At 69.5% G+C, this 17,515-nt stretch carries 16 protein-coding genes; 6 read left to right on the forward strand and 10 right to left on the reverse strand.

What is annotated here, in order from left to right:
- Positions 1 to 678 precede the first annotated feature (678 nt).
- Positions 679 to 1,497, reverse strand: a complete 819-nt coding sequence (locus AB0D18_RS29235; RefSeq protein ID WP_362424943.1) for an AfsR/SARP family transcriptional regulator — start codon at positions 1,495 to 1,497, stop codon at positions 679 to 681.
- A gap of 225 nt (positions 1,498 to 1,722) precedes the next feature.
- On the opposite strand from AB0D18_RS29235, the gene AB0D18_RS29240 reads away from it, so the two are divergent.
- The 4 genes from AB0D18_RS29240 to AB0D18_RS29255 all read left to right on the forward strand — a co-directional run bounded on the left by AB0D18_RS29240 (position 1,723) and on the right by AB0D18_RS29255 (position 7,233).
- Positions 1,723 to 1,884, forward strand: a complete 162-nt coding sequence (locus AB0D18_RS29240) for a hypothetical protein (RefSeq protein WP_362424946.1) — start codon at positions 1,723 to 1,725, stop codon at positions 1,882 to 1,884.
- Between the two features lie 88 nt (positions 1,885 to 1,972).
- Positions 1,973 to 4,255 (forward strand): TOMM precursor leader peptide-binding protein, encoded by a 2,283-nt coding sequence (locus AB0D18_RS29245; protein WP_362424949.1) that lies wholly within the window; start codon positions 1,973 to 1,975, stop codon positions 4,253 to 4,255.
- Positions 4,256 to 4,313: 58 nt separating this feature from the next.
- Positions 4,314 to 5,921: a SagB family peptide dehydrogenase gene (locus AB0D18_RS29250; RefSeq protein WP_362424952.1), complete on the forward strand. Its 1,608-nt coding sequence runs from the start codon at positions 4,314 to 4,316 to the stop codon at positions 5,919 to 5,921.
- 73 nt (positions 5,922 to 5,994) lie between these two features.
- Positions 5,995 to 7,233, forward strand: coding sequence for a histidine kinase (locus AB0D18_RS29255; protein WP_362424955.1), 1,239 nt, complete (start codon positions 5,995 to 5,997; stop codon positions 7,231 to 7,233).
- Here the strand turns inward: AB0D18_RS29255 and AB0D18_RS29260 are convergent.
- On the reverse strand, positions 7,202 to 7,807 hold the full coding sequence (locus AB0D18_RS29260; protein ID WP_362425038.1) for a response regulator transcription factor: 606 nt from the start codon (positions 7,805 to 7,807) through the stop codon (positions 7,202 to 7,204). The two genes, AB0D18_RS29255 and AB0D18_RS29260, sit on opposite strands and share 32 nt — an antisense overlap.
- 168 nt (positions 7,808 to 7,975) lie before the next feature.
- Here AB0D18_RS29260 and AB0D18_RS29265 point away from each other — a divergent pair, with 168 nt between their 5' ends.
- Complete coding sequence (locus tag AB0D18_RS29265; RefSeq protein WP_362424958.1) at positions 7,976 to 8,500, forward strand: nuclear transport factor 2 family protein; 525 nt, start codon at positions 7,976 to 7,978, stop codon at positions 8,498 to 8,500.
- A gap of 139 nt (positions 8,501 to 8,639) precedes the next feature.
- Here AB0D18_RS29265 and AB0D18_RS29270 read toward each other — a convergent pair whose 3' ends face one another.
- The 4 genes from AB0D18_RS29270 to AB0D18_RS29285 all read right to left on the reverse strand — a co-directional run bounded on the left by AB0D18_RS29270 (position 8,640) and on the right by AB0D18_RS29285 (position 13,411).
- Positions 8,640 to 10,121 carry an MFS transporter gene (locus AB0D18_RS29270; protein WP_362424961.1) on the reverse strand — a complete coding sequence of 494 codons (1,482 nt, stop codon included), beginning with the start codon at positions 10,119 to 10,121 and terminating at the stop codon, positions 8,640 to 8,642.
- Positions 10,122 to 10,149: 28 nt separating this feature from the next.
- The gene (locus AB0D18_RS29275; protein ID WP_362424964.1) at positions 10,150 to 10,518 is read right to left on the reverse strand and encodes a VOC family protein; all 369 of its coding nucleotides are present in this window, start codon (positions 10,516 to 10,518) and stop codon (positions 10,150 to 10,152) included.
- Between the two features lie 84 nt (positions 10,519 to 10,602).
- The gene (locus AB0D18_RS29280) at positions 10,603 to 11,790 is read right to left on the reverse strand and encodes an NAD(P)/FAD-dependent oxidoreductase (RefSeq protein WP_362424967.1); all 1,188 of its coding nucleotides are present in this window, start codon (positions 11,788 to 11,790) and stop codon (positions 10,603 to 10,605) included.
- A gap of 139 nt (positions 11,791 to 11,929) precedes the next feature.
- The gene (locus tag AB0D18_RS29285) at positions 11,930 to 13,411 is read right to left on the reverse strand and encodes a class I adenylate-forming enzyme family protein (protein ID WP_362424970.1); all 1,482 of its coding nucleotides are present in this window, start codon (positions 13,409 to 13,411) and stop codon (positions 11,930 to 11,932) included.
- A gap of 232 nt (positions 13,412 to 13,643) precedes the next feature.
- On the opposite strand from AB0D18_RS29285, the gene AB0D18_RS29290 reads away from it, so the two are divergent.
- Positions 13,644 to 14,048 carry a DUF3224 domain-containing protein gene (locus tag AB0D18_RS29290; RefSeq protein WP_362424973.1) on the forward strand — a complete coding sequence of 135 codons (405 nt, stop codon included), beginning with the start codon at positions 13,644 to 13,646 and terminating at the stop codon, positions 14,046 to 14,048.
- 111 nt (positions 14,049 to 14,159) lie between these two features.
- On the opposite strand, the gene AB0D18_RS29295 is transcribed toward AB0D18_RS29290, so the two are convergent.
- From AB0D18_RS29295 to AB0D18_RS29310, 4 genes are read right to left on the reverse strand one after another with little or no spacing between them, the layout of a single operon-like run.
- On the reverse strand, positions 14,160 to 14,948 hold the full coding sequence (locus tag AB0D18_RS29295; RefSeq protein ID WP_362424976.1) for an alpha/beta fold hydrolase: 789 nt from the start codon (positions 14,946 to 14,948) through the stop codon (positions 14,160 to 14,162).
- 8 nt (positions 14,949 to 14,956) lie between these two features.
- Positions 14,957 to 16,225 carry a hydroxymethylglutaryl-CoA synthase gene (locus tag AB0D18_RS29300; protein WP_362424979.1) on the reverse strand — a complete coding sequence of 423 codons (1,269 nt, stop codon included), beginning with the start codon at positions 16,223 to 16,225 and terminating at the stop codon, positions 14,957 to 14,959.
- Positions 16,222 to 16,500 (reverse strand): acyl carrier protein, encoded by a 279-nt coding sequence (locus AB0D18_RS29305; protein ID WP_362424981.1) that lies wholly within the window; start codon positions 16,498 to 16,500, stop codon positions 16,222 to 16,224. The genes AB0D18_RS29300 and AB0D18_RS29305 overlap by 4 nt, the downstream gene beginning before the upstream one ends.
- Positions 16,484 to 17,515: an LnmK family bifunctional acyltransferase/decarboxylase gene (locus AB0D18_RS29310; protein WP_362424984.1), complete on the reverse strand. Its 1,032-nt coding sequence runs from the start codon at positions 17,513 to 17,515 to the stop codon at positions 16,484 to 16,486. The genes AB0D18_RS29305 and AB0D18_RS29310 overlap by 17 nt, the downstream gene beginning before the upstream one ends.

Raw genomic sequence — 17,515 nt, forward strand, 5'->3', positions numbered from 1 at the left:
CACTCCTCTTTCATCCATGAGGGGCCAGTAAAGGCGTTGCTCTCATGAACTTGCTGATGTCCAGTGGACGCCCGGCGGCCGGGCGATCCGAGCGGCTGCGGACGGACCGAGGTCCGGGGCGATCCGCATGCCGCCGACGAGACCGAGCCGACTACGGGCGACAGCCCGGCCCGGCTGGATACTCGGTCAGGCTCTCCTCGACAGCTGCACTGGACATACTTCCCCCTTGGTCAAACATGTGACGAAACCCCCCGCGACGGCTCGATGTTGGCCATTGCCGGGGTGGTAAAACGCTAGAACGAGGCGCTCGGCGTGTCATCACAGATTATCGATCTTCTCAATATGTGAGACGAAGAGTATTACCAGGTGACCCTCCACACCTGACCCACTCTTCGCGGAAGCACATTCCGGCCTTCATAGCAGCGCGCGTTCACCCCCACCACACGGCCGAAGTCGCAAGAACACGCGAGCAGAACGAGCCCGGCCCACGGCCCAACTGCAAACACCACGGCGCACCCCGACCCGACCCCGGCCACCGCCGCCACCCCATGTCAGCGATCACCGGCGTCCGGCATGCGGAGTGCTGCCCACCATGCCGCAAAGCGGGGACCACGCCCACCGCATAACGGACAGGATCTGCTGGTGCTCGCTGAACTGCCCTGTCTGTTACGTCACTTGTCAGGCCGCGAAGAGATGGTAGGTGGACCTCGGGCCGTGACCGCTGGGCGCGTCGAGTGCCGGGTCGGCGCGGAGCACTGCCTGGTGGAGGCGCTGCATTCGCGCCGACGGCTCCACGCCGAGTTCACCGACGAGGCGGACACGCAGGGCACGGTAGACATCGGTGGCCTGGGCCTGGCGACCGCAGCGATACAGCGCGACCATCGCCTGCGAGTGCAGCCCTTCGTGCAGCGGGTGATGTGCCGTCAATGCCGTGAGTTCGGTGAGGAGTTGCGCCTCCAGGCCCAGGCGCAGGTCGGCGTCGATCCGCAGCTCCAGTGTGCCGAGCCTGCTCTCCGCGAGCCGCATCGCCTCGATCTCCAGGACCGCCCCGCGCGGCACATCGACAAGGGCGGGTCCGCGCCACATCCTGACGGCACGGTTGAGCAGCTCCGCGGCGCGCACGTCCTCGCCCCGGCTGAAGGCGGCCCGCCCCTGCACGGCCAGGTCCTCGAAGACCTGCACGTCCACGGCGCTGCGCGGCACCTGGAGGAGATAGCCGCCCTGCCGGGTCACCAGGATCTCCTTCGGGTCGCGGGCCTCGTCGCCGAGCGCCGCGGCGAGCAGCCTGCGCAGCTGCACGATGTACGTCTGCAGGGTGGTCTGCGCACCGCGGGTGACCCGCGTGCCCCACAGCTCCTCCATCAATGTGCCTACGGGAACGACCTGGTTCGGGCACATCGCGAGCATCGCCAGAATCTGCCGGGGCTTGCCGGCCGTCGGGGCGAACGGCGCCTGTTCGGTCCGAGCACTCAGCGGTCCGAGCATCCTGATCTCCATGGACGACCTCCTACGTAGGGTGAGCTGTCACGCCCTGGAACCGAGCTGCATCGAAGTTCTCACCGGGCGGACCTCCGGTACCAGTGCAGCCCTCCTCAAATGCCGCTCAAGGCGCACTCAAAACATGTGAAGAATGCACATGCTCCGTATGCGGCAGGCACTGGTCCCGCGAGCCGGTCGGCGGAAGGCTTCCGCCAACGCCCACCCACCAGACAGGACCCCGCCATGAATCTCAGCGCTGGTTCCACCGCTCTCGTCGCGCTCACCGCTCCGGCCGCGACTGCCGACGATCTGGTCATCGAGAACCTCACTCAGCTCTCCGCCGAAGAGTTCCAGCCCGGTACGTGTATCTGCTGGGCGCCGCTGCCGGACGGGCCGGCCGCCTGACCTCCGCGTCCCGCCCTCCCCTCGCGTACGGCCTCCACGACGCACCGCGAACGCGTCATCCGCCAGAGATGAACAAAGGAATGAACCCTTGGACAGCTCGCGGAACACTGCTCACGGACTGGCGTTCAAACCGCATCTCAAGCCCGAGACGGCTCCCGGTCAGGGCGCCTATCTGGTGTCCGAGCAGGGGGTGACCGCCTTGCACGGTACTGGCGTTGCCACGCTCGTACCGCTCCTCGACGGCACACGTGACCTGGAGCAGCTGAAGCGGGATGCCGCCCCCGCGGTCCCCGGCGATCAGGCGGGCCGACTGGTCTCGCTGCTGAGCGACGCCGGTCTGCTGCGCGCACCCGGTGCTCCGGCGGAGGGGGAAGCGACCGACCGGGCGTTCTGGGAACTCGCCGGCCTGGACGGGGACTTGGCCGTACGCCGGATTTGCGAGAGCCGTGTCGCCGCCCTGGCCGTCGGCCTGGCCGACGGCCAGGGGCTGCGCACGGCGCTGTGTGAGGCGGGCCTGCGGATGAGCGAAGCGCCCGGCGAGGCGGCGCAGGAGGCGGCACTCACCGTCGTCCTCTGCGAGGACTACCTCGACCCCGCTCTGCGCGAGATCGACGCGGAGCACCGAGCTGCGGGACGGCCCTTGCTGCTGGTACGGCTGCACGGCAACCAGCCCTGGATCGGGCCGTTCCTGCAGCCGGACGACGGTTCGTGCTGGCAGTGTCTCGCGGACCAACTGCACCGCAACCGCCAGGCCGAGACGTACGTCGGCCGCGTTCTCGGCCGTCCGGTGTCCGCCCCGCGTTCCTGCCTCACCTCGGGTCACCACACGGGACTGCGGCTGGCCGCGCTGGAGGCCGCCAAGTGGCTGGCCGGCTACCGGTATCCGGGACAGGACGCGATCTGGACATTCGACAGTCTGCAGCTCGCCGGGCAGCACCATGCGGTGCGCCGCCGCCCGCAGTGCCCCACCTGCGGCGACCCCGGCCTTGCGGCCCGGCGGGTGAGCTCGCCGCTGAACGTCCAGAGTCGGCCCAAGGCGGCGCAGGGCAGCGACGGCGACCGCTGGCTGACGCCGTCGGAGATGGAGCAGCGGTACGGGCATCTCGTCGATCCGCTGACGGGGGTGGTCAAGGAGATCCGCCGGGACTCCCGGGGGCCGCGCTTCCTCAACTGCTTTCACGCCGGCCACAATCCGGTGACGAACCCCTCAGGACTGCGCTCGGTACGCCGCGGACTGCGCAGCCACAGCTCCGGCAAGGGCACCACGGAGCAGCACGCCCGGGTCAGTGCGCTGTGCGAGGCGATCGAGCGGCACAGCGGCTACTTCCAGGGCGACGAGCCGACGGTGCGGGCCACCTACGCACAGGTCGCGGACACCGCCGTACACCCTGATCTCGTCCAGTTGTTCCATCCGCGGCAGTACGCGGGGCGGGAGCGCTGGAATGCCGAGCACTCCCCCGCGCACCACATCCCCCAGCGCTTCGACGAGAGCGCGCCGCTGGACTGGACCCCGGTGTGGTCCCTGAGCGAGCACAGGCAACGGTTGCTGCCGACCTCCCTGCTCTACTACAACGCACCCCCGTCGCCCGGCGGCGGCTCCTGTGTCGCGCACTCCAACGGTTCGGCCGCGGGGACCTGCGTGGAGGACGCCACGGTGCAGGGATTCCTGGAGCTCGTCGAGCGCGACGCGGTCGGCCTGTGGTGGTACAACCGCACCCGGCAGCCGTCCATCGATCTTGATGCTTTCGACGACTCCTGGGTGGCCGGGGTACGTTCGGCGCACCGCGGGCTCGGGCGTGAGGTCTGGGTCCTCGACGTCACCAGCGATCTCGGTATCCCCGTGTTCGCCGCGGTGTCCCGCCGCACCGACAAGCCCGCCGAGGACATCACACTCGGATTCGGCGCCCACTTCGACCCGCGGACCGCGCTGCGCAGGGCCCTGTCCGAGCTCAACCAGATGCTCCCGCCGGTGGTGAACGCGCGGGCCGACGGCTCGGGCTACGGGTGCGACGAGCCCGCGACGTTGCGCTGGTGGCGCGAGGCCACCACGGCGGGACAGCCCTACCTCGCGCCCGACGGCCGTCAACCGGCCCGTACCGTCAGCGACTTCTCGTACGAGCGACGTCCTGATCTGCTCGACGACCTGAGGTACATCGAGGCGCTGGTGCGCCGGCACGGCATGGAGCTCCTGGTACTCGACCAGACCCGGCCGGACATCGGCGTCCCGGTGGTGAGGGTGATCGTTCCGGGCCTGCGCACCTTCTGGGCGCGCTTCGGGCCCGGCCGCCTCCACGACGTTCCGGTCCGGCTCGGAAGACGCGAAAAACCCATCCGCTACGAGGAGTTGAATCCGATCCCGCTGTTCCTGTGACACCGACCCCGCAGTTCCGGCGCAAGCCGTTGTGGTGAACCCCGCAGAAGGGCCCCTCGTGGACACGTCTCCCGCAGTATCGATCGCACAGCCCTCATCGGACGTAGTAGAGCTGTGGTCGTTGCGCGAGGACACGCTGGTCGAGCTGCCCGACGCGAACGAAGGCACCTTGGCGCTGACCACCCGATGGGGCGAGGTCCTGTTGCCCGCGGCGACACCGATCCTGTGCTCCGCCTTGGAGCGCATGTCGTACGGCCCCGTGGTGCTGCGGAACCTGGTGCCCGCTGCCGCCACGCAGGACGCGCGCCAAGAACGCGCCCTGCTCGACGGGGCGCTGGAAGAGCTGCGGAACGTGACGGTGCGTTCCCTGTCGGCCGGTGGCAGCAGCCCTCTCCTGTCGGTGGTGCCGCTCGCGTCGGACGCCCGCTTCCAGCCGACGCGTCCGCGGGCGGACTCGGTGCTGCGGCTCTCCCGTTACGCAGTGGTGCGCAGCGACACCGGGGATCTCTGTGTCGAGTCCCCGCTGTGCAAACAGCGCGTGGTGCTGCACCGTTTGGAGTCCGCCTCGCTGCTGTGCTCGCTGACCCAGCCCGCGACGGTCGCCCAGCTGGCCACGCGCCTGGAGTTGCGCGCGGACGTGGTGGGCGCCGTGGTGGGCTACTTGGAGGGGGCCGGGGTGGTCGTGCGCGGCGACGTGTCCCCCGGCGACGACACCTGCTCGTTCGCGGAGGACCACGATCCTGCTCTTGCCTCGTGGTCGCCGGCCGATCTGATGATGCACGCGCGCAGTCGGCTCGGCCGTGACGACGGGCTGGTGGGAGCGACGGGCGAACAGCCGAAGGATTTCGCCACCTTGACGTCGCCCGCCGTTTCGGAGCACGAGTCGATCGCGCTGCCGCACCCGGCACTCGACGTGATCCTCAACAAGGATCCGCCGCTCACCGCCGCCCTGGAAGCCCGCAGGTCCCTGCGCTCGTACGGCGCGCGCCCGGTGACGCTGGCTCAGCTGGCCGAGCTGCTGTACCGGTCGGCCCGGGTGCGTACGATGGCCACCGCCGGCGCGAAGGATCCGGGGAGCAGCCGACCGTATCCAAGTGTCGGCCGTACCTACGCACTTGAGCTCTACCTGCTGGTGAGCAACTGCGAAGGCCTCGCGCCTGGCGCCTACCACTACGATCCCGTCGCACATGCGCTCAGGCCCGTGGACGCCGATCCGGCGCTTTCCGGTGAACTGGTCGGCCAGGCGCGGGAAACCGGCGCTCTCGCAGCCGATCCCCCTGTCCTCGTCGTGATGACGGCACGTTTCCACCGCGTCATGGGACGGTTCGGCGGCCTGGCGTACAGCGGGCTGCTCAAGGACGTGGGGGTCCTGCAGCAGACCCTGTACCTGGTGTGCACGGCAATGGGGCTCGCGCCGTGCGCACTGGCCGTCGGTGACAGTGACTTGTCGGCGCGCGCGCTCGGGCTCGACTGGTCCACCGAGTCCAGCATCGGCGAGTTCGCTCTCGGCACGCTGCCGCCGCATACGGATGCGCAGTCCACACCGCCGGACGAGAGCAGCACTCCGGTCAACGGGGCCGACTGGCAGGAGCGTTGTTGTCGCATTCTGGGCCTGTGGAGCGCTCACACCCAACCACACCGCGACATTCGATCGACTACCTCCTGATATACGCCAACTGGCTTTAGACTCTGCGCACTTGACCTGAGCTGGCGAGGCGATGTCCATGGGGTGTAGACGTATGTCCGGTTCCATCCCGCGACCCTCTGGTCGCAGTCCCGTCCACGAGTCGGATCTCGCACCCCGCGTCGCGGCCACCATCACCATCGTCGTGATCACCTGCGTCTTCGCGGTCGCCGTCACCTATGTACTGCGCGCGCCGCACACCATGTGGGACCTGATCGGCTGTTGTGTGCTGCTGCTTGCACTGTTCGGCCTCCAGTTGAACCATTCGTTTCCCGCGCTCGTGCCGTGGGCCGCCCCGTACCTGGGCTGGCGGACCCTGGGGGTCCAGGCGGTGCTGACCTACGCGCCGTTCACCGTGTTCGGTGCCGCGTGGATGGGGATGCCGGGGTTCCTCGCCGGCTCGGTCCTGCTGCTGCTGCGCGGCCTGACCAGCGCGCTGGTCTGTGCGGCGGTCCTGGCCTCGGTGGTCGCCATCCAGTTCGCCGTCGGTTTCGGGCGGGACGAGGTGGGCTACAACACTGTGGCCACCCTGCTCACGGCCTTGGTGGTGTACGGACTCAGCCGGCTCGCGACCCTGATGCGCGAGGTGCAGACCGCACGCGGCGAGCTGATCCGGCTGGCGGTCGACCGGGAGCGGATCCGCTTCTCCCGCGACCTGCACGATCTGCTCGGCTACAGCCTCGCCACCGTCAAGCTGAAGAGTGAACTCGCCTGCCGCCTCATCGCGTTGCGTCCGGACCGGGCCGAGGAAGAAATGCGGGAAATCCTCGCCCTGAGCAATCAGGCCCTCGCCGACATGCGGTCCGTGGCCAGCAGCTACCGTGAGCTGTGCCTGTCCTCCGAGGTCAGCGCGGCCGAGTCGCTGCTCAACGCGATGGGCATCCGGACCACGGAACGTACGGCTGTGGGCCCACTGTCGACCGCGGCGGACACCGTGCTCGCCACGGTGCTGCGCGAGGGTGTCACCAATCTGCTGCGGCACAGCAAGGCGGAACAGTGCCGGATCGAAGCACGCGACCTCGACGACAGTACGGTCGAGATCACCTTGGCCAACGACGGGGTGGGGACGGCCTACTCGCACCTGGACTCCGAGGGCCCCGACGCCGGTGGCAGCGGCAGCGGCCTGGTAAGCCTCACCGCCCGGGTGGAGGCCCTCGGCGGGCGGCTCAGCGCCGGCGTGCGCAGCGACGACGGATGGTTCGAACTGACCGCGGCGCTGCCCCGCGATGCCGCCTGGGGCACCGAGGACGACGGGCCGCGGCTCACATCCAGCCGGCCTCCCGGGCGATTCTGACGGCGTCCATGCGGTTGCGCGCACCGAGCTTGGTGACGGCGGTCGCCAGGTAGTTGCGTACGGTTCCGGATGACAGGAACAGCGCTCTGGCGATCTCCGGGACCTCCTCGCCATCGGCGGCCCTGCGCAGCACCTCGGCCTCCCTGACGGTCAGCGGACCTTCGCCGGCCTGCAGTGTGGCCACCGCGAGCTGCGGGTCGATGACCTGACGTCCCGCCGCCACATCCCTGATGGCGCAGGCGAGTTGGTCGGGGTCGGCGTCCTTCAGGAGGAATCCGCAGGCGCCTGCAAGCAGGGCACGGCGCAGATTGCCCGGCCGTCCCAGGCTGGTGAGGATCACCGTGCGGCACTGCGGCAACGCGTCGCGCAGCAACGCCGCCGCGGAGATCCCGTCCATCCCCGGCAGGTCGATGTCGAGGACCGCCACATCGGGCCGGACCTCAAGCGCTTTCGGCAGGATCCCGTCGCCTGAGCCGACCTCGGCGACGACGGTGATGTCTTCCTGCAGTTCGAGCAGTGCCACCAGCGCCCGGCGCAGCATCGGCATGTCTTCAGCCAGCAGAACCCTGACCATCAATCCCCCGCCATCCCCCATGACGGCTCGCGCCGTATCGGGCGGAACTATAACCCCCTCGTCACCGGGTTGGATCCGAACCGCTCAACTGTGAGCGGACAACGGCTGGAATCGTTCGGACGATGGGTGCACATCAGCCATGAGCACACCTGGCACACAGGAGATGACATGCCGGATATGGCCCTACATGGAACGGCACGGCCGGAGCTCCATCCCGTCTTCGTGAAGCAGCTGGACGCCCTGGCGAAGCACGACCTCGACGCTCTGATGGAGGTCTACCACCCCGACGCGGAATGGGTCCGATTCCAGGGCGTGTTCAAGGGCCGCGAGGCGATCCGCGCGCGCATCGCCCGGGACTGGGAAGGCGGTCTGGACTTCGTGGGTATGAACGAGTACGTCCACAGCGACGACACGATCATGGCGCGCTGCATCATGGCGGTACACGGCGAGAAGGTGGTCACGTTCGGCAGCTATGTGCTGCGGGACGGGATGATCTGGCGGGTGACCGGCGCGGACGTGGGCGTCGCCGAGGAGCGGGGCGCAGAGCGGACCGACTGCCGCCCTGCCGAACAGCCCATGCCCGCATTCGACCACACGGTGGCCAGCCTGTTGGCCTCGCTGCCCGCCGCCGTGGCACGGCTGGGACGCCGGCAGCAGTACGAACGGGAACTGGGCTGGCTGCCCGGAGCATGACCGAGTACGCCGACGCGTGATCGCATACGCCGACGCGTGATCGCATACGCCGACGCGTGATCGCATACGCCGAAGGGCCGGGTCTTCGCAACGAAGACCCGGCCCCTGTGCGTACCGCCTGACAGCGTGGCGCCCTCGCTCAGGCCGGCGACTGCGCGGGCGTCGCGCCCGGTTCCTGGCCCGGCACCACCGCGGGCTCCTTGCCGGGCACCTTCACACCGACCGCGGCGATCAGAAGCGCCAGCGCCGCGAAGCCCGCCGAGGTCAGGAAGGCGGCCGAGGTGCTGTCGGTGAGGACGGTGGCCGGGTCGGCACCGGTGCTTGAGCGGGTGGTCGCGCCGAACACCGTCATGAGGACGGCAAGGCCCAGCGAACCGCCCACCTGCTGGGTGGCGTTGAGCAGGCTGGAGGCCGCACCCGAGTCCTCCATGGGGACGCCCGCCACACCGAGCTGCGACAGGGGCACGAACAGCAGCCCCGTGCCGACGCCGAACAGCAGCATCGGGCCGAGCAGACCGGTCAGATACCCGGTCGAGGTGCTCACGTTCGACAGCCAGAGCAGCGCGGCCGTGTTGAGGGATACGCCGAGGACCAGCGGCAGTTTCAGGCCGAGCCTGGGCAACTGCTTGGACGCCACCGCCGCCGTGAACACGATCGAGACGCTCACGGGAAGGAAGGCGAGGCCCGCCTGGAACGGGTCGTAGGAGAAGACGTTCTGCATCAGCAACGTCAGGAAGAAGAACAGCCCCATCACCGAGCCGGTCAGACACAGGCCGATGACGTAGATCCCCGCGCGGTTGCGGTCGCGGAACATCCGCAACGGGATGATCGGGGTCGAAGTGCGGGACTCGATGACCACGAACGCGACAAGGAGCACCACCGCCGTCGCGAAGGTGGCAAGCGCCGGTCCGTCGCTCCAGCCCTTGTCAGCGGCACGGATGAACGCGTAGACGAGAGCGCCCATGCCGAGAGTTGAGGTCAGGGCGCCGTAGACGTCGAAGCGGCCGGGCTGACGGTCCGTCTCGCGCAGCACCTTCGGGATGACGAAGAACAGGGCGATGCCGATCGGCACGTTCACGAAGAGCACCCAGCGCCACGACAGCGCCTGAGTGAGGGCGCCGCCCGCGAGCAGGCCGATGGCCGCGCCGGAGCCCGAGACGGCCGCGTAGACACCGAACGCCTTGTTGCGTACGCCCTCGTCGAGGAAGGTCGTGACGATCAGGGCGAGGATGGACGGCGCGATCACGGCGGCGCCCACGCCCTGCAGCGCCCTGCACGTCATCAGCCAGACCGCGGACTGGGCGAAGCCGCCGGCCAGGGAGGCGAGGGTGAACACGGCGATGCCGCCGAGGAACACCCGCCGACGGCCCAGGATGTCCCCGATGCGCCCGCCGAGCAGCAGCAGGCCACCGAAGGCCAGCGTGTAGGAGTTGACCACCCATGACAGATCGGTGGTGTGCAGGCCGAGGTCCTTCTGAACCTCGGGGAGCGCGACGTTCACGATCGTCGCGTCCAGCATCACCATCAGCTGGGCGACGGCGATGACGGCCAGGGCCAGGCCGCCGCTCCTCGATGGACCGGGCGCCTTTCCGGTGCCGGTATCTGAAACAGTTGCGGACATCTTGGTGAACCTTCCGGGGGTTGGGGGGTCAGCTCGAAGCCGAGATGCAGAAGGAGTGACCCGCCGGGTCGAGCAGCACGCGCCACCGATCGCCGCCGGGCTGCTCGGCCGCTGCGGAAGCGCCGAGTTCCACGGCCAGCTTCTCGGCCACGGCCATGTCGTCGACGGCGAAGTCCAGATGGAGCTGCTGCGGTACGTCCTGGCCGGGCCAGCGCGGCTTCCGGTAGTCCGGGACCCGCTGAAAGCCGATGCCGGGGCCGTCCGGCACGGTCAGACCGGCGAACTCCGCGGAGCTGAAGGCGAGATCGAATCCGGTGAAGCGGTGGTAGAACTCGGCCAGGGCCGCCGGATCCGGGCAGTCGAGGGTGACACCCTTGAGTTGTGCGAGCGCGGGCATGTGGCGTCCTTTCTTGTACGGGGGGTCATCTCTTGTACGGGGGGTCATCTCTTGTACGGGGGGGTCATCTCTTGTACGAGAGGGTCATCGGGCGGACATCAGGGTCAGCAGCTCCGGGGTGTAGAGGTCGGAGACCGGGCGCAGGCCCGCCACCGTGTCGAAGTACCGCTGAGTGAGATCCGGGCTGGTGCGGATGGCGGAAAGCAGTGCGCGCCGCTTGTCCTTGCCGTCGGCGCTCGCCACCATCAGGGCGCCCTGGTAGGCCTCCATGAGCTGCTCGTCGCGCCGCGTGCCGAACGTGCCGAGCGCGCTCGTGAGGCGCTCCGGGTCGTGCAGCACGCTCGCGGTGAGCTCGACCAGCAGCTCGGACTGGAGGAAGGCGTCCCCGATGCCGCGTGCCGTCAGGGAGTCCTTGTGGTGGCCCGCGTCGCCGACAAGAGCCCAGCCGGGGCCGGCCGCGCGACGGAAGTAGTTGCGCTGCTCCCCTGTACCGCGCAGCCGTTCAAGCCTGTCGGCCGACTGCAACTGCTCATATATCCCCGGGGCGTTGATCCGCACGCCTTCCATGTACGCGCCGAGTGCGTCGGCACGTACCTCGTCGAAGCGGTCCTGCGGGAAGTACGCGGAGACGAGCACGGCACCGTCGTGGGTCGGCACGGCCGAGACCCAGCCCGACTTGCCCTCGTACAGTTCGAAGTCGGTCTGCGGTCCGGCCCAGAAGGTGTAGTACGCGCAGGTCAGGCGCGGGGCTTCGTGGTACTCCGCGGCTCGCGTGAGCCGGGCGACCGTGGAGCGCATACCGTCGGCTCCGACCACCAGCGGGGCCCGCTCGGTAACGGAACGGCCGCCCTCCTTGCAGGTGACGCCGACGACCCGGCCGTCCTCCTCCACCAGGCCGGTGACCTGGCAGCCGGTACGCAGTTCCGCTCCGGCCGCGACCGCGTGCTCGGCCAGGATCCGGTCGAGCGTGTGCCGGCGCGGGGCGATGGCCCCGGCGATGCCCTGGTACGGGGCCGCGCAGCCTTCGACGCGTACCTCGTCGAGCTGGTAGACGACATGGTTGAGCGTGGGGCAGCCGGTGGCGGTGATGTCGTCGAGCACGCCCCAGCGCGCCAGCCGGGCCACACCTGGCTGCTGGATGTAGAGGGTGGACAGGGTGTCGGAGGGGAAGCGGGCCCGGTCGAGCAGCAGCACCCGCAGGCCCGCGCGGGCGTACAGGAGTGCTGTGGTCGATCCGGCGCAGCGCGCCCCCACCACAATCACGTCGTACATGCCGTTGTCCCCGATCGTCGCAGGTGGAATTGGCCCCCGGCCACGACGCCGGCGCGCCCCTGGAGCCCGCCCAGCGTAGGTTTGCGCAGGTGCCGCGCGATGCTCAGAACTGAGCGTGCACGGGCGTTTGTTGGCGCGCTCACGCAGTCGTGGTGGCGAAGCGTCGCCGCAGCAGGGGTTTGAGTACCTTGCCCGTCACACCGCGGGGCAGCGAGTCGACGAAGTGGCACACGGTGGGCCTCTGGTGAGGTGCGAGGCGGTCGGCGAGGAAGGACTTCAGCTCCGGCTCCTGGGGGCCGTTCAGAACGACGACAGCGGTGACGGCGTGGTACCCGCCTTCGGCCTCGGGCAGGCCGATCACCGCGGCTTCCAGAACGGCCGGGTGGTCGTACACCGCCTCCTCGATCTCGATGCTGGAGACCTGGCCCGCGTCTGTGTGGATGACGTCCTCACGACGGTCGAAGAGGCGTACCTCGCCGTCCTCGGTGAGCCGGCCAAGGTCGCCGGTGCGCACCCAGCCGTCCTGCCACTTGTTCCGGCTGAGCGACTCGTCCAGGTAGCGACGCTTGGGTGCCGGGCACCGCAGCCAGATCTCCCCCAGCTCTCCCGCAGCCAGGGGCTCGTCGTCCGCGCCGGCGATGCGCACCTCGGTCCCGGGCGCGGGCCTTCCCATCACCATCGGGCGCTTGGGGTCGACGGTTCCCAGGATCACGGCGGGTACGGCCTCGCCCTGGGCGTAGGCGCTGTTCAGCTGGGCGCCCGGCATCATCGCGAGGAGTTCGCCGGCGATCCGGGGCGGCAGCGGCGCGGAGGCCGAACCGACGCGAGTGACGCTGCTGAGGTCGTGGCGTTCGTGGGCCCGGGACGTGACCAGCTGGATCGCTGTCCAGGGCTGAAGCATGAGGGATCCGGCGCCGAGCTGCGCCACGAGTGCGGCCATCCGCTCCACGTCCTCCGGGTCGACCACGACGGTGGGGCCCGGGGCTGTGAGGGCCACCACTGCGCAGGTGGTCGCGCTGGATGTGGTGCCGAGCGGCATGGGCGCCATCAGCGGGGAACGCTCGTCGAAGTTCCGCAGCCCCTCGGGGCCGCGGCCGAAGGTCAGAACGCCGTGCGGGTTGCCGAAGGCCTTGGCGGGGCCTGTGGTCCCGGAGGTGTAGAGGATGTCGGCGAGGTCCTCGATGGCGATGGAGACGTCGAGCGGCGACTCGTCTCCTGTTTCGAGGGCCGCACCGGTGGAGGTCCAGCCGGTGAATCCGGTCGGCAGTTCGGCGTCGGCGCTGTGCAGGATGCCGGCCGCTTCGGTCTGTTCGAGGCGGCGGGTCTGCTCGGCCGCGCCCAGCCGGTCGGTGAGATGGACCGCGGTCGCACCGGTCTTGAGCACGCCCAGATAGCTGATCGCGTAGGGGATCCAGTCCATCCCGGTGAAGAGCAGCGCGATCCGGGTGCCACGGCCGGCACCGCGGTCGGCAAGGTGGTGCGCCACCGCGTTGGAACGGCGTTCCCAGTCCCCGTAGTTGAGGCTCTGGACGCCGTCGATGATCAGAGCCGACTGGTCCGGGGCGTTGGACGAGCGGATCCGCAGCAGGTCGGGGACGACGAGTTGGTCTGAGTCGGTCACGGGGGCTCCTCGGAGAACCACGGCGGCCGGACACCACACGCCCGGCCGGCCACAGGACGGGCTGCCGCATGCCAAGTCGGCGCGGCAGCAAACCAGAAGCTAGGCAGCGTGATCCACGCCGTCTGCTCAAAGTTGCGCGTGACCCGCACGGCGCTCGGGTAGTTTCGGCGGCCGGGGCCTCTGTGCGCGCTCAGTGGTGCCGTTGTTTCGTCGTAGCACAAGGGAGTTGGGTATGAGTCAGACCGCGAAGGCCGAGTTCGACAGCGTCTCCTGGGATGAACATCCGTACCTGGAGCCCGAAGACGGTCCACGCATGGTGCGCGGCGAGGTCAGCCGGGTGTGGCGGGGCGACCTGGAAGGGAGGAGTACCGCGACGCTCCTGATGAGCCAGTCCGAGGACGGCTCCGCCGGGTATGTGGCCAGCGAACGGTTCGAGGGGTCCCTCGGTGGGCGCGAGGGCAGCTTCGTGCTGCACCACTCCAACATCATGGGCGGCGACGCCCCGCCCAAGCCCGCGGACGGCTATGTGGTTCCGGGCTCGGGCCGGGGTGCGCTGAGTGGGCTCACCGGCACGTGCGTCTGGCTGCACCGGGGCGACGAGCGGCTGTTCACGCTCGAGTACGAGATCGGCGGCTGAGCAGGGCTGTCGACAGCGCCCGGGAAGCTGCGGGTCTGGAAAGCTGCGGGCCGGGAGCTGCGGGCCTGGAGAGCTGCGGGCCGTCCCTGAAGGCGGCCCGCAGCTGCGCGTTCAGCCGGCGGGCGTCATCGCACGCTCGATCCGGGCCCGGACCAGGTCGAGCAGCGAGGGCGGCGCGTCCTTGAGATAGAAGTGGTCGCCCGGCAGCGTGCACACCTCCGCGGCGCCCGAGGTCACCTGGGACCAGGCTCGCAGCTCGTCCGCGTTCGCCTCGGGGTCGCCGCGGCCCGCGAGCGCCGTGACCGGGCAGTCGAGCCGCCGGCCCGGCAGCGGCCGATAGGTGTCGTTGAGCTCGAAGTCGGCACGCAGACACGGCAGGAAGAGCCGGAAGAGTTCGGGCTGTCGCACCACGTCGGCGGGTGTGCCGTTCATCGCACCGACCGTCTCGAGAAAGGCGTCGTCCGGGAGTTCGGCGTAGGAACGGCGCCGGGCGGGCATGTGCGGGGCGCGCCGGCCGGACACGAACAGGTGGACCGGCGGCCGTCCCTGTGCGGTGCAGCGGCGGGCGACCTCATAGGCGACGGCCGCTCCCATGCTGTGCCCGAAGAGGGCGAAGGGCCGGTCCAGGAAGGGCGCGAGAGCCTCGTACAGCGGGTCGACCAGCTGCTCCATCGCCACGTACGGCAGTTCTCTGAGCCGGCGTTCGCGTCCGGGCAGTACGACCGCGCGGGCTTCGGTCAGTGGCGCGAGTGCCTGGTGCCAGCCCTTGAAGGCGCTGCTGCCGCCGCCCGCGTGCGGGAAACAGAACAGTCGCACGGGGGCGTCGGTGCCGGGCGGCACGCTGCCCAGCCAGCGGCTCGCGGTCCGGTCGGGTGCGTGGGTCGGCGGGTGGGTCGTCATGGCCGGCCTCACACCCACTCGTAGACGCGGTGGTATTCCTCGACGCCCCGCAGGACCAGGTGTCCGCCGTCGCGGATCACACCGTGCAGCAGCGGCTTGCAGCGGGCCACATCGACCTCACGGCTGCGCACGGGGACGAGGCAGCGCATGTTCTCGGCAAGGAGGTCCTCGTAATCCTCGAAGGACAACTCGGTGCGGGCCGCAAGGCGTTCACCGATCCGCATCCGCGCGAGCGCCGTCCGCGACTGCGGTCCGACGACCCCGCTGAAGAACTCCGAGGCACACCCCGAACCGTAGGAGAAGAGGCCGATCCTCAACTGCCCTTCGTACGGGACATGATCGATGATGCTGCTCAGCGCCAGGTACACCGAACCCGAGCAGAGGTTCCCGACGATCCGCGGATACGCGAGCGAGGGCGTGACCCGGGCGCTGAAGTCCGCGTCGATCTCTTCGGTGGAGGCCCGCAGGACGTCCCGCATCAGCTTGCGGTGTCCCGCCTTCACCAGGCCGGCGAACGGGGTGTGCAGGGCGAACTGGGCGAAGTCCGCCCGCAGATCGACGTCCGGCACCTTCGTACGGTAGTCGGCGAAGGCGTGCGAGAGGCAGTCGAGGTAGGCGAAGAGCGAGCGGTCGACGTCGGCGATGTCGAAGTCGGGACCCGGGCGCGCGGAGTCCAGGGTTTCGTAGCTGTACGTGCCGAAGGCGCCGACGTCGAGGGCGAGGACCTGCGGACGGTCGCCGATGAGGAGCGCCACGGCCCCGGCGCCGGTGGCGGGCTCGGCGTAGTGCGCGTTCTCGTCGACCATCGCCACGTCGGTGGCGATGACCAGGGCCTTGGCGCCCGGTGACACGCCGGAGGCCGCGTAGGCGACCGCGAGTTGCAGGGCCGCGGTGGCGGCGTAGCAGGCCTGTTTCACCTCGATCACCCGGCAGTGCCTGCTCAGGCCGAGGTGGTGGTGCACATAGCTCGCGATGGACTTGCTGTAGTCGATGCCGGATTCGCTGGAGACGATGAGGAGTTCGATGCGGTCCTTGTCCTCGGTGCTGAGGGCGTCGACCACGGGCTTGGCCGCGTTGACCGCGTGGGTGACCGGGTCCTCGCACGGCAGGCTGACGGAGCGGGTCTCCATCATCAGATGGCCGATGCGTGACAGGTCGAGGCCGCGGCCTTCGAAGAGTGTCCGCACGGGCAGGTGGGCGGCGCCGGCGTAGACGTTGAGGGCCTCGATGCCGAAGCCCCCGACGGCCTCGGTGGCTTCGGTGGGTTGTGCGGTCATGAGCGCTTCTCCTCCCACAGGAACTGGACCAGGCCGTCGACGGACGGGATCTCGCTGAACCGGGACATGTCGGCCTCGATGCCCAGGTGATCGATCAGGGCCATGATGATCTCCACCCGGTCGACCGAGTCGGCGCCGAGTTCCTTCAGGTGCCGCCCGCTGTCGATCGCCCCGGCAGGCAGTCCGGGCAGGATCGAGGCGATCGTGTCGTGCACGAGCTTTTCGATGTCCTCGCGGCCGACGTCCTCGCGGCCGAGTTCACTGCGCGTCGGCACGGCTGTCCTCCCGGCGGATCTCGAAGCTGCACACGGCCAGGGTGCGGTCGGTCGCGAGGTCCTCGACGACCAGCTCGACCAGTTCGTCGGAGGAATCGCCGACGCGGTGCCAGGGTCGTGCGCGCAGCCGCAGGGTCGAGCCGACGTCGGCGTTGCCGAGGTAGCAGACCCGGGAGTCGAGCAGTGTCCGGTCGAGGAACGAGCGGTCACTGCGGCCGAGGGCGCGCCACAGCCGCAGCAGCGCGCCATCGGCGATCGCGAAGTACGAGGCGAAGTAGAGCAGTCCGACTCCGTTGACGTCGCTGCTGACATCCACGCGGTGTTCGGTGGTGAACTCCTCGCCGAGCGGCACATATCCGCCGGCCGACGGGTCGAGGAAGCGGTGCCCGCTCCGCGCGCCGTTGCAGGCCAGGCGCGGGGAGTAGGCGTCGGGAAGCCGCGGCAGGTGATCGTGGCGGAAGTCGGCGGGTGAGGCCCGGACAAGACCTACGTTGCTGTCCGCACGGCCGCGGGCCACCCAGCGGTTGAAGTTCTCGACGTACAGACAGTCGGGCCGCGGCCTCTCGTAGAACTCCTCGGGCTCGAACGAATCCTCCGCGAACACCTCGGCATCGAGGCTGCCCGGCCCGGAGCCGATCCTGCGGATGCGGTGCAGGGTCAGCACCGACTCGCTGCCGTAGCCGAACACCCGGGAGATCACTTCCAGGCGGTCGCCGAAGGAGATGGCCCGCGGGTGCAGGAGCTCTCCGCCGCTGCGTACACGGTAGTAGTAGAAGGACAGATAGGTGGCGCGGCCCTTGGCGTCACGGGCGTTGAAGACATCGGTGCCGCAGATCTCGCTGACGGTCTCCCAGGTCCAGTCACCGATCCGGCCGATGAGGAGTGCGTTGGGTCCGCACATCCCGGGCTGCACGGTCACCTCGCGGCGCACGGTGGCGGGGCCGGTGCGCTCGGTCCGTGTGAAGCCCCGCACCTGGGTCCGCGAACCCGGGGCGGCGGTGAGTGTCTCGGTCAT

This window comes from Streptomyces sp. NPDC048442 (assembly GCF_040651475.1).
Lineage (GTDB): Bacteria > Actinomycetota > Actinomycetes > Streptomycetales > Streptomycetaceae > Streptomyces.